Here is a 14,892-nt window from a genome sequence, read left to right on the forward strand (position 1 = left end):
CGCGATGAGCCGCAACAACGGGATGATGGTCGGCGTGGTCAAGAGCGTCGAGGATCCGGACGGCCAGGGCCGCATCAAGGTCGACATCGCCGCGCTCACCGGCCGCAGCCGCACCACCTGGGCGCCGGTCGCCTCGCTGATGGCCGGCGGCGGCCGTGGCGCCTGGTTCATGCCGGAACTGGAGGACGAGGTCATCGTCGCCTATCTCGGCGGCGACCCGGAGCAGCCGGTCATCGTCGGCGCCACTTGGAACGGCAAGGATGCGCCGCCGTCGACGCATCCGCGCGAGCGCATGATCAGATCCTTCAACGGCCACACCATCCGCATGATCGATGAGGAGCGCGGGCCGAACGGCTTCGGCGCACTGGTCATCGAGGACGCCAACGGCAATGTCGTGACGCTGTCCAACGGCAAAATACATCTGAAGGGCGTGGCGCTGATCGAGATCGAGGCGCCGATGATCTCGCTGCTGGGTCCTGGCTGGCGCCGCAACGTCTCGCCCATCAACACGCCGATCTGAGGACAGTCGAGATGCGGCGCGAAATCCCCCTTTCGGTCAATCTGCAGCAGCTGTTCGAGCTGCCGGATTGCGACGCGCTGGCGCTGCCCAAGCCGCAGCCGCTGAAGGTGCGGCTGCCCAACGGCGGCACCTTCACGGCCATAGCGGACTTGAGCAAGGGCATACCGAACGACTGCTCGCTGAGCGCCAACCTGCTGCTGCAGATCGCGCCGTTCCTCGCCTCGATCGAGTGCCTGCTGAAGGTGCTGGGCGTCATCAAGCCGCTCACCACGCTGATCCAGGCGCTGGTGCCGCCCAACCCGATCAAGGCGGCTGAGGCGCTGCCGGACTTCATCAAGGCCGTGGATGGGCTCAAGGACTGCCTGCTGATGATCGTGCCGGGCGGGCGGATATTCGGCTTCCTGAAGGATCTTTTGCTGCTGATCATCAAGCTGATCAAGTGCCTGATCGGCCAGTTGAAGACCATCCTGGCGATCATGCAGGGCATCGAGCTCAAGATCGGCGAGGCCGAGGCGCTCGGCAATACCGAACTGGTGCGCACGCTGAACTGCGCCAAGAAGAATGCGCAGCGCTCGGCTGAGCATTCGCAGCAGTCGATGGAGCCGGTCATCAACGTCATCGGGCTGGTTCAGCCTTTCCTCGATATCGCTGGCATCAAGCTGGAGATTCCTGGCCTCGGCAATGCGGAGGACAGCGCCGCGCTCGCCCAGACCATCCAGGATCTGGAGGACGTCGTCATCAACATCGAAAGCATCCTGGAGACGCTGCCGTGACCGTCGCCGGCAACCAGACGCGAGCCTTCCTCGGCAACGGCTTCGGCTTTCCGCCGATGGTCAATGCGCGCGGCGGCTTCGACTGGATCGCGGGCGAGGCCAATGTGCAGCGCGCCATCTGGATCATCCTGTCCACGGCGCGCGGTGAGATGCAGCTCAATCCGCGCTTCGGTTGCGGCATCCACGACTACGTCTTCACCGACAACACGCCGGCCAATCGCGCTTCCATCGCGCATCAGGTGCGCATGGCGCTGCTCGAATGGGAGATGCGCATCGACCTGATCGACATCCGCGTCGTCGAGGGCGAGAGCCCGAGCACGCTTCTGATCGAGATCGACTACCGGCTGAAGGCCAGCCATGCCCTCGGCAACCTCGTTTATCCCTTCTATGTCGGCGAACAGCAGGGTGAATGACCATGCCGCTCGCCGCTCCCGACCTGGACGACCGCCGCTTCGCCGACCTGGTGACCGAGATCAGGACGCTGATCCCGCGCTATGCGCCGGAATGGACCGACCACAACGACAGCGATCCCGGCATGGCGATCGCCAAGCTGTTCGCCTGGACGACGGAGCTGACGCTGTGGCGTCTCAACCAGGTGCCGGAGCGCGCCTACATCAAGTTCCTGCAGATGGTCGGCATCGAACGGCGCCCGGCCTCCGCCAGCCGCACCGAGATCAGCTTCGCGCCGGCCCGCACCGACGTGCCGGAAATGTTCGTGCCGCAGGGCACGCAGGTGGCGGCGCCCGCCGACGCGGTGGGCCCGATCGTCTTCGAGACGATCCGCCCGCTCACCGTGCTCGGCGCCACGCTGGCCGCAGTGCAGGCCTATGACGGCTTCGGTCATTCGGTCGAGACCACCAAGGCGGCGACCGGTGGCCAGTGGTTCTATCCGTTCGGCGCCAATGCGCGCGACGGTGCGGCGCTGATGCTGGGCTTTGCCTCGCAGGCGAACCTGACTGCCGGAACCATCGATCTGACGGTGCGCATGGCCGACGACCGCCAGCCGCCGGCGCCGCTGCGTTGCGAAGGTCCGACGGAAGGCCTGGCCGCCATCCAGCCACCAGCAAAGCTCCACTGGGAATATTGGGATCTGGTGCGCTGGCAGCCGCTGACACTGATCCGCGACGAGACGCAGAGCTTCCTGCGCGACGGCCACATCACGCTGCGCGGACCAGGCGCCTCGGCGCGCCTCGCCAAGCTCGGCGACGTGGTGACGCCGCTCTACTGGCTGCGCTGCCGGCTGGAGGTGCCGAACTACGAGCGGTCGCCGCGGCTCGACGCCATCCTCATCAACACCGTGCCGGCGATGCAGGCGGCGACCAGCCGCGACGAGATCGTCGGCGCCAGCGACGGCCGCCCGGACCAGACCTTTGCGCTGCAGGACCGCCCGGTCCTGCCGGCCGTCGAAGAGGAATGGGTCGACGGCGCCTATGGCCGCCGTGTTCTCATCAAGAGCCTGCGGCTCGAGATCGACGAGGGCCAGGGGTTCGCCACCTGGCAGGAGGTCGACGACTTTTACGGCTCCGGCCCCGATGACCCGCATTATGTGCTGAACCGCAATCTCGGCGCCATCCTGTTCGGCAACGGCGTCCACGCACGCATCCCGCTCGCCTTTGCGCCGCCCGCAGGCGGCGGCAACATCATCGCGCGCCATTACCTGACCGGCGGCGGCCGGCGCGGCATGCTGCCGGCCGAGACCGTCACCGAGATCCAGACCTTCCTGCCCGGCATCGAGAGCGCCACCAACCCGTTCCCGGCCGAAGGCGGTAGCGAGGAGGAAAGCGTCGCCGCCACCAAGCTGCGTGCCGCCGCCGAGATCAAGAGCAATTGCCGCGCCGTGACCTGCGAGGATTTCGAGGTACGGGCGCTAGAAGCCGGCGTCATGCGCGCCAAGGCGCTGCCGCTGACGCATCCGCGTTTTCCCGGCGCCAAGATTCCCGGTGCCGTCACCGTCATCGTCGTGCCGGATGGCGACGTGCCCAATCCGATGCCGAACGCGACCACGCTCGCCACCGTCTGCGCGCATCTGGACAAGTACCGGCTGATGACGACGGAGGTGCATGTGCGCGCGCCGGTCTATCGGTTGATCCGCGTCGGCGCCGATGTCCTGGCCGCCCGCAACGCCGATTTCACCGAGCTCAGGCGCAATCTTGAAGATCGGCTGAACAGCTTCCTGCACCCGCTCACCGGCGGGCCTGACGGGCTCGGCTGGCCGTTCGGCGGCACGGTCTTCTTCTCCGATGTCTATCGGCTGATCCTGGACACGCCCGGCGTGCTGCGCATCGCCGACGGCCAGCTCACCATGAGCGTCGACGGTGACGCCGCGCCCTTCTGCCGCGACATACCGCTGTGTCCGGGCGAACTGGTCTATGCCGAGGGCCATGACCTCACCATCCTCGCCGCGCAGGACGGAGGCCGCTGATGGGCACGCCGGCTCCCGCCTTCCGCATGGATGCCCGCGCCGGCTGGCGCGCCGCCGTTCTCGACCACGTGTCGCAGGCGAGCGGCGCGCTGAGGCTCTCGACCCTGCCGGTCAGCGCCGCGCCGCTCGGCTCGCCGTCTGGCAGTTTCGGCGGCCTGTCCCTGCCGGTCACCGTCGCGATCGGCCGCGCCGGCGAAATCTATCTGCTCGACCGGCGCAGTGGCACGATCCTCGTCTACGACGCCTGCTCGGAAACCTTCGTCCCCGTCGCCTGCCTGCCGGGCGCCGGCGGCGCCGTTGGCGGCCGCGATCCGGTCGGCCTGCTGGTCGATTGCCGCGGCGATCTGCTGGTGCTCGACGCCGGCAACCGCCGCATCGAGGCGTGGTCGTCGGCCGACTGGCGGCTGCGTGGCCATCTGGGCGCGTTCGCCTGGCGCGACGGCCGGCCTGTCGCCATCCGGCCCAAGCCCGAGCTCGACCCGCCGACCGGCGTGCCAACCGGCGCCCAGTCGTTCCCGGCGGATGCCTGGATGCCGGCCGGCATGGCCATGCTGCCTGACGGTCGCGTCGCCGTCACCGACAGCCGGCACGGGCTGATCCATTTGTTCGGGGCGCGCCTGCGCTATCTCCGCTCCTTCGACGGTGCATTCGAGGCGCAGCCGGCGCTGGCCGCCCCGACGGTGATGACGGCGGACCGCGACGGCTGGCTCTACGTCGTCGAGGACGGCAAGGCGGCGGTCGCGATCATCGACCGGGACGGCCATATCGTCGAGCGCGTTGATACAGCTGACGCCATCGCCGGCCGCTTCGTCAAGCCGGTGCTGGCGGTGGACGAAGACGGCACGATCTGGATTTCCGATCGTGTGTCCGGCGATGTCTGCCGCGTGCGCCGCTCCTGCGCCGGCCAATGCCTGCCGCCCGAACGCGTGCGGCTGGTGCCGGCGGGATGTCCGCTGCTCGCTTTCGATGCGTCCGGCAATGCCATCTTCGGCGATCCGCGCAGCCCCTGCCTAATGCGCGCCGACGGCACGCGTTACGAGACGGCCGGCCTCTTCAACAGCCAGACGCTGGATTCCGGCCTGTCCGGCTGTGTCTGGGACACGGTCGAGATCGACGCGGCGACGCCATTCGGCACCCGGCTGTCGATCGCTACCGCCACCAGCCATTTCGACCTGACGCCGGCCGAGGTCGATGCCCTGACGCAGGACCAATGGACGCTTTCGCCGGTCTCGGGCCACATGGCGGGACGCTTCGAATGCGCGGTGCGCAGCCGGCCCGGCCGCTTCCTGTGGCTGCGCCTCGTCTTCGAGGGCGACGGCGCGGCGACACCGGCGGTGAACGCGGCCAGCGTGCGCTGGCCGCGCGAGACCTCCGCCCGGTACCTGCCGGCGGTGTTTTCGGAAGGGGCGGAAAGCGCCGATTTCTTCGCCCGCTTCATCGAGATATTCGACCGCGCCCGCGCCGGGGCGCTGGAGCCGCTGGAGACGCTGCCGGCCTATTTCGACCCGCTCGCCACGCCGGCGGCGGAAAGGGGCGAGGCTGGCGCCGACTTCCTCGACTGGTTGGGTGGCTGGATCGGCCTCGCGCTCGACCGCAACTGGTCGGTGGACCGCCGACGCAGGCTGGTCGCCGAGGCGCCGGCGCTGTTCAGGCTACGCGGCACGGTCAAGGGCCTGAAGCTCCATGTCGCGCTCTACACCGGCACCGAACCGCAGGTGATCGAGCATTTCCGGCTGCGCCGCTGGCTCTCCCTGGACGAGGGGGCGCTCGGCGACACGGCGGCGCTGTGGGGGCCGGAAATCGTGCGCCGCCTGCAGCTCGACGCCTATTCCGAGATCGGCACCTTCGCGCTCATCGACGGTGGCGATCCGCTGACCGATCCGTTCGATGCCTTCGCCCACCGCGCCACGCTCTACGTGCCGGCCGGCAGCGGCTTCGCCGATGCCGATCTGGCGGCGCTCGAAGCCATCGTCGAGATGGCCAAGCCCGCCCATGTCGAGATCGACGTGCGGCTGATGCGGCCGCGCTTCGTCATCGGCTGCGATCTGGTGCTCGGCGTCAACACCGTACTCGGCCGCGACACCAAGCCGGTCCGCATCGACGAGGCGACGCCGGGCGGGGAAATCCTGCTTGACGGACCGCGGCGTCCGTTCGCGCTGAACCCCGGCCTGCGCATCGGCCGCGACACGATACTGGAGTGAGAGGGTAGGCTCATGAAACACGTATGCGTCACCGATCGAGACGGCTGCCCCGAATGCGAAATCCCGCAAATGGCGCGCAACACACTGTTCGACGGCAAGATCATGTCGGCGCAGGATTTCGTCGACGAGCAGGCCTATTTCATGGGCAAGGATCGCCGCCACAACCAGCTTCTGCATGGCTGGGGCACGGTCTGCGGGCTGAAGGTGCTGGAGCATCCAAACCCCGATTGCCGCCCGCAATACGTCATCGTCACCGCCGGTGCCGCCATCGACTGCTGCGGCCGCGAGATCCTGGTCCGCCACAATGCCATGTTCGATTTCCGTGCCGCCTTCCTGGAGGCCTGGACGCACAAGAACGGCAAGAACGTGCCGCCCGACGACAAGCCACACCGGCTTGAACTGGCCATCCGCTACGCCGAATGTCCGACCGACCCTGTGCCGGCGGTGTTCGAGGGCTGCGGCAGCGGCGAGGCGGCCTGCCTGCCGAGCAAGATCCTCGAAGGCTTCTCCTTCGCCGCGCTGCTCGACCGGCCGCCGCAGGACCTTCCCGTCGAGGTCAGGCAGCTCGACTGGGAATGCACCAACAACATCGACCATGCCAAGCGGCTGGCGCTGCATGAGGGCTCGAAACGGCTCTATGTGCTGACCGGTGAGAGCCCGGCGATGCTGGTCGCGCTCGACACCGAAAACAAGAGCATCCAGGCGTCGGTGTCGTTTGTCGACCACGCCGGTGTCGACGTCGCCGTCTCCGCCGACGGCGCCCATCTCTTCTGCGTGCTTCATCCCGATGCCGGCGGCGACGCGGTGCTGCGTGTGCTCGATACGGCCAACCTTGCCGCCGTGCCACCGCCCGATATCAAGATCACCGACGCGGCTGCTGGCGAAGTGCGGCTGCTGGCCCTGGCCGACGGCCGGCTCCTGGCGGCGAACCCGGAAAACGACGAAGTTTTGGTGTGGAAGGCCGATATCGTCACGGCGGCGCCGAGCGCGCCGGCATCCATAGCCGTCGCCGACAAGCCGGTGGCACTCGCCATCGGCCCCCTCGGCAATTTCGTCTACGTCGCTGCCGGCGATGCCGCCAAGATCATCGCGGTCAAGCTCGCCGACATGACCACCGTGGCGCTCGATGTCGGTACCGGCGGCACCGCTCGGCTCTCGGCGATCGCCGTGTCGCAGCGCGACAACAGCGACCTGCTCGCCGTTGCCGACCGCGCGGCATCCACGGTCCATCTGTTCAAGGCGCTGCCCGAGGCGGCTGCGGCCGCCGACCGCGTCGTGCCGGTCGGCGCGGCAATGGCCGGCCTTGTCGCAAAACCGGTGGCGCTCGCCTTTTCGTTGGGCGGCAAATGGCTCTATCTCCTGTCGGAGGCCGCGGATGGAAAGGGTGCCGCGCAGATCATCTCCGTCGACCGGCGCGCCGCTAACCAGTCGCCCTGGATCAGCGCCGCCGAACCGGCCGGCCTGTCGCCGCAGCAGGTGGTCGCGGACGCCTCCGGCCGGCATCTCTACCTGGCCTTCGACGGCAGCCCGGCGGCAGCCGATCCGCGCATTCCGGGCGGCGTCGCCATCTTTGAGATCTGCGGCGACAGTTGCGGCGACATCTTGCTCAAGTCACTCGAAGGTTGCCCGGCTTGCGAGGATGGCGACGAGATCGTCCTGGCGACGATCGTCGACTACCGCTTCAACGATCCGCTGACCACGGCGAGGATCGACAATGTCACAGGCCGGCGGCTGTTGCCGTCGACGTCGGTTCTGACGGAGGCGATACGCTGCCTGCTCGACTGCGAATGCGGGGGCGGTGGCGGCACGGAAGGACCGCAAGGGCCGAAAGGCGACAAGGGCGACCCAGGCGAAGACGGCCAAGACGGTGCCGACGGCGCCCCCGGCCGGGATGGCGCCGACGGGCTTCCCGGGCGTGACGGTCAGGATGGTCGTGACGGCAAAGATGGCGAGGGTCTGCGCGACGACTATCCGCGCATCGTCGGCATCAACTGGCCGCATGGCGGCTATATCGCCGAAGACGGCAACATCCTCGACAGGCAGGGCATCGTCATCGCCTTCGATCCGGAACGGCCGATCCTTGCCGAGACGCTGAACCTGCAGACCGTGCAGCTGCTTTTCCAGCATATGCCGGAAGGGCACGAGGTCGGGCGCAGGCGCATTTTCACGCGCTGCTACTGCCAGGTCGTCGGCCGCGCCAGCGGGCTCAAGATTGAGGCCAGATGCGGCGAGGAGTTCGACGTTCCGGAGGAGGATATCCCGCTCGTGCCCGGAAACATCGTGACCGGGGTGCGTTTCCGGGCCTGCGATGCCGACGGCGAATTCATCGGCGGGCCGATTCCACTGCCACAAGGACGCTATCGCGTCGTGCTCGAGGGCAACTTCATCCTCGGCGAGAAGATGATCGAGGTCGCCGATCCCGGCAATCCCGGCGAGAAACGCAAGGTGCATCCCGCGCTCGACGCCAATCATTTCGGCTTCGGCCTCACCGACCCCGATCCCGAGCGCCGCCGCTGCCCGACCGGCGACCGCGTCGAGGGCGGACGGTTCCTGAGCTGGTTCACCATCAATCGAGACGGCAGGCCGCCGGAGGAAGATCAATGAAACAGGATGTCTCCACCCATCATGGAAGCGGCTGCTGCTGTCCGACCTGCCGCGGGCTGAGGCCGTTCGAGCAGCCGCTGTTCGCTTCGGGCCAGGTGCTCAGCGCCGCCGATCTGTCCAGCCTCGAAACCTACATCAAGGGCAAGAACCGGCTGCACAACCGCTATCTGCACGGCTGGGGCGTGGTGTGCGGGCTGGAAGTTGTCTGCGACGATTGCGAGGGATCGGTCACCATCCGCTCGGGCTACGCCATCGACCCTTGCGGCGAGGACATTGTCGTCGCCGAGGACACCCGCTTCGATGTCGTCAAGGCGATCCGCGAATGCCGCGATTCCCGGAAATCGAAGACCGGAGATTGCGACCCGTGGGCGCCGCCGCCCGACCCCGGCTGCAAGGACATCGAGACGCATTGGTGCATCTCGCTTAAGTACAAGGAGGTCGAAGCCTCCTATGTGCGGGCGCTGGCCACGTCCATGCCCGGCCCGGCGCAGTCCTGCGGCTGCGGTTGCGGCGGCGGCAAATCCGCCGGCGGCGGAAGTTGCGGCTGCGGCGGCAAGTCCAAGAGTGCCGGCGGTTGCGGCTGCGGCGGCAAATCGAAAAGCAACGGCGATTGCGGTTGTGGCTGCGGCGGCTCGAAATCGCAGGGCGCGGTCGCGAAGACATTGCAATGGCGCAGCTCCGCCAGCGCGCTGACCGCCAACAACAGCTGCGCGCCGCGCCGGCTGCTCGAATGCTTCGATGTCGGCATCGTCGAATCGCCGCATGGCTGCCAGCCGACGCTGTTCGAGCGCCGGCCGGGCGATGACCGCCAGGTCGACTACGCCGCCTCGGTGCTGAAGGCGCTGATCCCGGAGGACAGCCTGCTCGGCCGCATCGTCGCCTGCCTATCGGCCAAGATCCAGCCGCTGACCGCGCTCGACCAGCGCCAGACGGCGATCCTGATCGCGTTGTTCGCCGGCGCGACACCGGGCGTGCCGGCGTCGGAAATTCATGTCGCGGTGGTGCGCTTCCGCAAGATCGTCATGGACCTTCTCGCCGACGACGACAATCCGGTGCGCTGCCAGATGCGGGTGGCGGCGGGCACGATCATCCTGCCGGCGCCAACGGTCGAGGATGAGCGGAACCCGAAACAATACACGGAGCAGGGACGCGAGGCGCTACGCGATCTCCTGGCCGTATGGCTGCAGCTGATGATCGACTGCATCTGCCACGCCTTCATCCCGCAATGCGACGACGACCCCTGCGACGACAGGGTCGAGATCGCCTGCGTGACGGTCAAGGGCGACAAGATCCTGCGCATCTGCAACCATTCCTGCCGCCGCTACGCCGGCGCCTTCCCGTCGACCTTCTACTGGATGTCGCTGGTGCCGGTGCTGCCGCTGATCGGCAAGGTGCTGGCCTGGCTGTGCTGCCGGCCGGAGCTTTTGCGGCGCAACTCGCCGCTGGTCAACGACCTGATGCCGGCCCTCGACGCCATCGACCCGACCGGCCGGCTGCGCCAGGCCATCGTCGGCAACAATTTCGCGCTGCCGAAACTCTACATCGAGCGGATCGCGAAGACGGTCGATCCGACGTCCTTCGCCGGCCGGCTTTTGGGCAGCCTTTATCACGGGCTGGTCGCCGCCGGCGAGGCAGGCGGCTCTGTCAAGGGCGCGCGCGACCGCTTCAAGGCGGCCAACATCAGCGTGGAGGAACGCGAGGTCGACGAAGCGGACGCCGACAGGCTGGTCGGCGCCATGCTGAGGCATCCGCTGGTGCAGCCGGGCGACAGCGTCGTCGTACACAAGCGCGGCGACCGGGTGGTGGCTGTGACGCCGGCAACGGCCGCGCCAGCCAACGCCGAGCTGGACAGTCTGCGCTCTGAACTGAAGCAACTGCGCAACGAGGTCCGCGCGCTGAAACGGCAGAAGTGAGCCGGGGCGACAGGAGGGTTATGCGATGACAGCCGAACCGATCGAGAGACTGAATTACTTCCAGTTCCAGTATCTCGGAGCCGAGGATCTCATCGCCCAGCAGGCCTATCACCGCGACATGCGGCGGCGCCACAATCTGGGGCCACATACAGCGGGCATCATTACCGGCCTGAACGTCGTCGAGCGGGCGCGTGAGGGTGACGCGCCGTTCGTCGACGTCTATGTCTTGCCGGGCATCTGTGTCGACGGCTATGGCCGCGACATCGTCGTGCTGGAGCCGGTGCGCATCGACGGCGAGCTGTTCGCCGCCTACAACACCGACCGGCATCTGGAGCTGTGGATCGGCTATGACGAGCAGGCGGCGCAGACTGCGACCGGCGGCTTCGCGCCCTGCACCGACGCCGAGAGCTATGCCCGCGTACGCGAAACCTATCGTTTCGCCGTTGGCTCCATCGATCCCAGCCATGACGAGATCGTCGTCGACGGCAAGAATGCGGTGGCGCCAGCCGTTGCCGGGCCGGACGACACCATCATTCCCGCCGATGAATCCATCCCCTACCAGGATTTTCCGGACAATGAACGGCAAGCGCGCTGGCTGGTACGGCTCGGCATGTGCCATTGGGACGGCACGGTGCGCAAGTTCCGCCCGGCCGCTGCCGGTATGCTGGCCGAGGGCCGTCGCTACGCCGGCTTCGTCGGCGGCGCCCTGCTTTCTGAAAGCGGGGCGTTGCGGATCGCGCCGCGCACCGCCGCCGTGGATGTCGACCTCGTGGATTTCGCCACCGTCGACGGCCGGCTGCAGGTAAACGGCCGGATCGTCGCCAAGAAGGATGTCTTCCTGCATGGCGGCAAGCTGTCGCTGCAATCGGCAGGCGGCTCCGACGAGACGGTGCCGCTGTGGCTGCAGCGGCTGCCCGCGCCGATCGGCAGTGGCGGCGACCTGCGCATCCATATCGGTGACAATCCGGCCAAGAACACGCGGCTGACCATCGGTCCGGGGCCGATGCCGACGTCCATGGCCACGGAGAAGGTCGTGCTCGGCGTGCGCGGCGACGACAAGGTCGACATTCCGACCGGCCGGCTGCGCTTCGGCGCACTGACCCGCCAGCATATCGACCTGTGGGGCACCGACGACAACGCCATCGCCCCCTACGGTATCGGCGTGCAGGGTGGCGCCACCTATTTCCGCACCGGCGGTGATTTCTACTGGCATCTCAACGGCGAGCACAGCGACGCCAATGGCGACCCGGGCGCCGGCGGAGCGCAACTGATGCGGCTGTCCGGGCAGGGCAGCCTGCATTTCCGCAACGATTTCCGCCAGTTCCTCAACGTCGTCGCCAACGGCCAGGCCTTCGGCATCGGCGTGCAGGACCTGACGCTCTATCAGCGCTCATGGTCGGACTTCGCCTGGTATCGCGGCGGCGGTCATGGCATGGGCCATTTCGATCCCGGCGGCGGCGCGCTGGCAATGTGGCTGGACGGTGCCAGCCGGCTGTCGGTGATGGGCGGCGTGACCAGCCGCTCGACCGTCAGCCTGTGGGGCAGCAAGCTGGAATTCCTCACCGGCGCCGGTGACACCAATACCGACCCGCTGGAGATGATGCGCATCACCAATGCGCCCAACCGCAACGACCTGCGCATCGTCATCGGCGACGACGATGTCGGCGACGATCGCCTGACCGTCGGTCCGGTGACCGGCGCCGGCTTCCAGGAGAAATTCGCTGTCCAGAACAATGGCGACGTGCGTGTCGCTGGCGATCTCTACGTGCGCGGCAGCAGAGTGCCGCCCGCGATCGATATCGTCACCGGCAAGTATTTCCTCAACAGGACAACCGGCGGCACCGACACCATCCAGCTATTCGTATCCACCGGCCGCGTGGCCAACATCTCCGATGCGCACATCACCGTGGCGCTATCCGATATCGGCAACCAGCATACGGCCACCGATGCGCGCTGGGCGGTCAGCTGGGACGGCACCAAGACCCTAGCCGGCTCGACAGCGATCTTTCCGATCAAATGCGAGGTGGGCGACTCCGACGGCCACCTTTTCTTCTTCACCTTCGTGGCTGTCTTCTACGGCTGAAAGGGACTGATGCGATGTGGCTCATTCGAGACAAGGCACTGATGCGGCTCCCGGATGGCGCCTCAATCCCCGCCGGCTTCAAGGAGGTCGAGCCGCCGGAGGACTTCGAGGCCAACCCGACGAACTATCGCATCCACAAGAGCAAGATCGTGCCGTTGAGCAAGAAGGAAAAGGAAGCGGCGCGGCAATCCACGCGCCTGTTTCTCACCCAGGAGGAGATCGCCAAGATCAAGCTCGCCATCGAGAAGGGAATCATCTGATGAACCAGCACATCGCGCAAAAGACGATCGAAGCCGGTGCGGTCGACCTCGCGGCGCGGCTCGCCGAACTGCGCACCGAATGGGCGGAAGGGCAGCGCCGGCTCGACATGCTCGATGCCGAGCGCGCCAAGACCCGAGACACGCTCCTGCGTATCGGCGGCGCCATCCAGGTGCTCGAGGAACTGTCGGGCAGCGGCGACCCGAACGACGCCGGCACGCACTAGGCTGGCCGCGCCATGCCGCCCGATGCCGCATATGCAGCCGTGTCTCGCCTCAGCCTCGGGCGGCTGAATCTGGAGACGCGCATTTCTTATGCGCAGGCCGCCCAGCTCGGGCCGGCCAGCGATCCCGCCGGCACTTTGGCGAAGGAGGTCGCCGCGTCGCTGTCCAGTGCGCTGGGGCCGATCTGCGACAGCGGCGGGCCGGCGGTCTGGATCATCCGGCGGCTGGACTTCGATCTGGCCGGCGGCCGCAGCTGGGAGCCAGGCCTTGTCGCCGATGCGCTGGCCGAGCAGTTGCGCGCGGTGCTGCTGCGCGTCTTGTCCGGCGAGTGTTCGGACATTGCCATCCGCTTCCCGGACCGCGCCGCCTATCTGGCGCAGTTCCTTGCCGACCTGGTCGACGGCAAAACCTGGGACCGCTGGTATTATGGCGCTTTCGCCCCTCTGCACCCGCTGCCGGTGGGGGCGGCCGTCCGCATGGTCCTGGAAAAGGAACCCGGGATTTCGTTCGACATTCTGGTCCGCATCGCCGAACGCGGCGGGTTGCCGCGTTTTCTCGCCGGGCTCGGCGTTGCCGATGCCGACCGCATCCTGGCCATCGTGGCCGAACCGAACAAGGCCATGCCGGACATGCCGGTTCTGGTGAGGATCTGCGAAAGCCTCGTCGGCTTCGATCCGCCCGTGGCTCTGGGTGGCCCAAAGGCCATGCTGGAGGCGATGGTGCGGATCGGCATCGCAACCGGGCTCCCGGCACCGGTGCTGATGGCGGGACTGCGTTTCGTCGCCGGCCGTCTTCGAACAGGAGGTCGCGCGTCAGACAGACCGGAGGGACGGGACCGGCGCGCGGTTCCGGCTGATTTATCCGCAGCTGCGCGCAGTACGGACGTTCCCACGGGCGGCCGCCTGCAGTCACTACTGAAACAGCTGGCGGGGCGCGCGAAACCTGGCCGCAAGCGCAGTCACGCCGCGCGGGCCATCGACGTGGACGGCATTGTCACGCCACGCGCCGGCGTTTTCCTGCTCTGGCGCTCGGTCATCGAATTGGGACTGGACCCGGTCTTCACCGCGGGCTGCCCGGCCGGGCTGGCCAGCGCGCGCCGGCAGGCGCTGGCGGTGGCACTGTCCGGTCTGAACCAGCCGGGGGCCGAGGACGACGAGGCGCTGCGTTGGCTGACCCTGCACGAGCCGGATGAAATGGCGGCACCGGCATTGTTCGCCGACAATGCGGCCGCCGTTCAGCAGGCATTGTTCGCGACGCTGACCGGCCTGCGCCCGGCGCGGCCGCTGCATCTGGTGGTGCAGCGGGTCGGCGATGTCTCGATCCTGCAGGATGCGTTGACGCAGGACTGGTACCACGCGGCGCGTGGCGCGCAGTCGCTGCCCTTGCCCGACGCCGAAATCGCCTCGGTGCTGGTGCCGGGGGAGATGATGGAGGAGCTGCCGGCAGCCTTACGCCGGTGGGAGGCTACGCCCATCGCCAATTCAACGCATGTCTTGTTCACGGAACGACCCGGTCCGAGGACCGAAACATTGGCCGCCGCCGCACGGGCGCTGGAAAATCTGCGCCCGGCCGGGCCGGATCTCGACTATCTTGCCGGCGGGCGCGACCCGGACGCCGTCGACCTTTCGCTCATGCTCTTCGCCCGCGCCGCCTATGCCGACGTCGGCCGGCGTCTGCCGGGCCTGACCCTGAGCAGCGCCGCCTATCTCGGCCGCAACGCCGTCCACGGCGTCGGGCGTCTTCGCATCAACCCGTCCGGCAGCCATGCCGATGCCGAGGTCGATCTCTCCTCGGTGCCATTCGACTTCATCTGGCGCATGACCGGCCTCGGCGGCACCGTCTACCGGCTCGCCGACGGCCGCTCGATCCTGTTGAACATGGCGGGGGGCTGACG

11 protein-coding genes are annotated in these 14,892 nt (G+C 67.7%); all 11 read left to right on the top strand.

Annotated features, from left to right (window positions below; all coding sequences use genetic code 11):
• Positions 1-4: 4 nt before the first annotated feature.
• Genes BQ8794_RS27185 through BQ8794_RS27235 form a run of 11 tightly spaced genes read left to right on the top strand, consistent with a single transcriptional unit; the run spans position 5 to position 14,890 of the window.
• Positions 5-520 carry a phage baseplate assembly protein V gene (locus BQ8794_RS27185; protein WP_077381621.1) on the top strand — a complete coding sequence of 172 codons (516 nt, stop codon included), beginning with the start codon at positions 5-7 and terminating at the stop codon, positions 518-520.
• Positions 521-531: 11 nt separating this feature from the next.
• Positions 532-1,293 carry a hypothetical protein gene (locus BQ8794_RS27190; RefSeq protein WP_077381622.1) on the top strand — a complete coding sequence of 254 codons (762 nt, stop codon included), beginning with the start codon at positions 532-534 and terminating at the stop codon, positions 1,291-1,293.
• Complete coding sequence (locus tag BQ8794_RS27195) at positions 1,290-1,706, top strand: GPW/gp25 family protein (RefSeq protein WP_210189866.1); 417 nt, start codon at positions 1,290-1,292, stop codon at positions 1,704-1,706. The genes BQ8794_RS27190 and BQ8794_RS27195 overlap by 4 nt, the downstream gene beginning before the upstream one ends.
• Complete coding sequence (locus tag BQ8794_RS27200; RefSeq protein ID WP_210189867.1) at positions 1,703-3,715, top strand: putative baseplate assembly protein; 2,013 nt, start codon at positions 1,703-1,705, stop codon at positions 3,713-3,715. Before BQ8794_RS27195 ends, BQ8794_RS27200 begins: the two co-directional genes overlap by 4 nt.
• Entirely contained in the window at positions 3,715-5,916 is a 2,202-nt protein-coding gene (locus tag BQ8794_RS27205; protein WP_077381623.1) for a phage tail protein, read from the top strand. Before BQ8794_RS27200 ends, BQ8794_RS27205 begins: the two co-directional genes overlap by 1 nt.
• Positions 5,917-5,928: 12 nt before the next feature.
• Positions 5,929-8,520 (top strand): YncE family protein, encoded by a 2,592-nt coding sequence (locus BQ8794_RS35960; RefSeq protein ID WP_174654531.1) that lies wholly within the window; start codon positions 5,929-5,931, stop codon positions 8,518-8,520.
• Entirely contained in the window at positions 8,517-10,433 is a 1,917-nt protein-coding gene (locus tag BQ8794_RS27215) for a hypothetical protein (protein WP_077381625.1), read from the top strand. The genes BQ8794_RS35960 and BQ8794_RS27215 overlap by 4 nt, the downstream gene beginning before the upstream one ends.
• A gap of 25 nt (positions 10,434-10,458) precedes the next feature.
• Entirely contained in the window at positions 10,459-12,516 is a 2,058-nt protein-coding gene (locus BQ8794_RS27220; protein WP_077381626.1) for a hypothetical protein, read from the top strand.
• 14 nt (positions 12,517-12,530) lie between these two features.
• On the top strand, positions 12,531-12,776 hold the full coding sequence (locus tag BQ8794_RS27225; protein WP_077381627.1) for a hypothetical protein: 246 nt from the start codon (positions 12,531-12,533) through the stop codon (positions 12,774-12,776).
• A complete protein-coding gene (locus tag BQ8794_RS27230; RefSeq protein WP_077381628.1) occupies positions 12,776-13,000 on the top strand; it encodes a hypothetical protein in 225 nt (74 codons plus the stop codon). Before BQ8794_RS27225 ends, BQ8794_RS27230 begins: the two co-directional genes overlap by 1 nt.
• Before the next feature lie 39 nt (positions 13,001-13,039).
• On the top strand, positions 13,040-14,890 hold the full coding sequence (locus BQ8794_RS27235) for a hypothetical protein (protein WP_143744697.1): 1,851 nt from the start codon (positions 13,040-13,042) through the stop codon (positions 14,888-14,890).
• The last annotated feature ends 2 nt before the right edge of the window (positions 14,891-14,892 follow it).

The sequence above is a fragment of the Mesorhizobium prunaredense genome, from assembly GCF_900156895.1.
In the GTDB taxonomy this organism is placed as follows: Bacteria; Pseudomonadota; Alphaproteobacteria; order Rhizobiales; family Rhizobiaceae; genus Mesorhizobium; species Mesorhizobium prunaredense.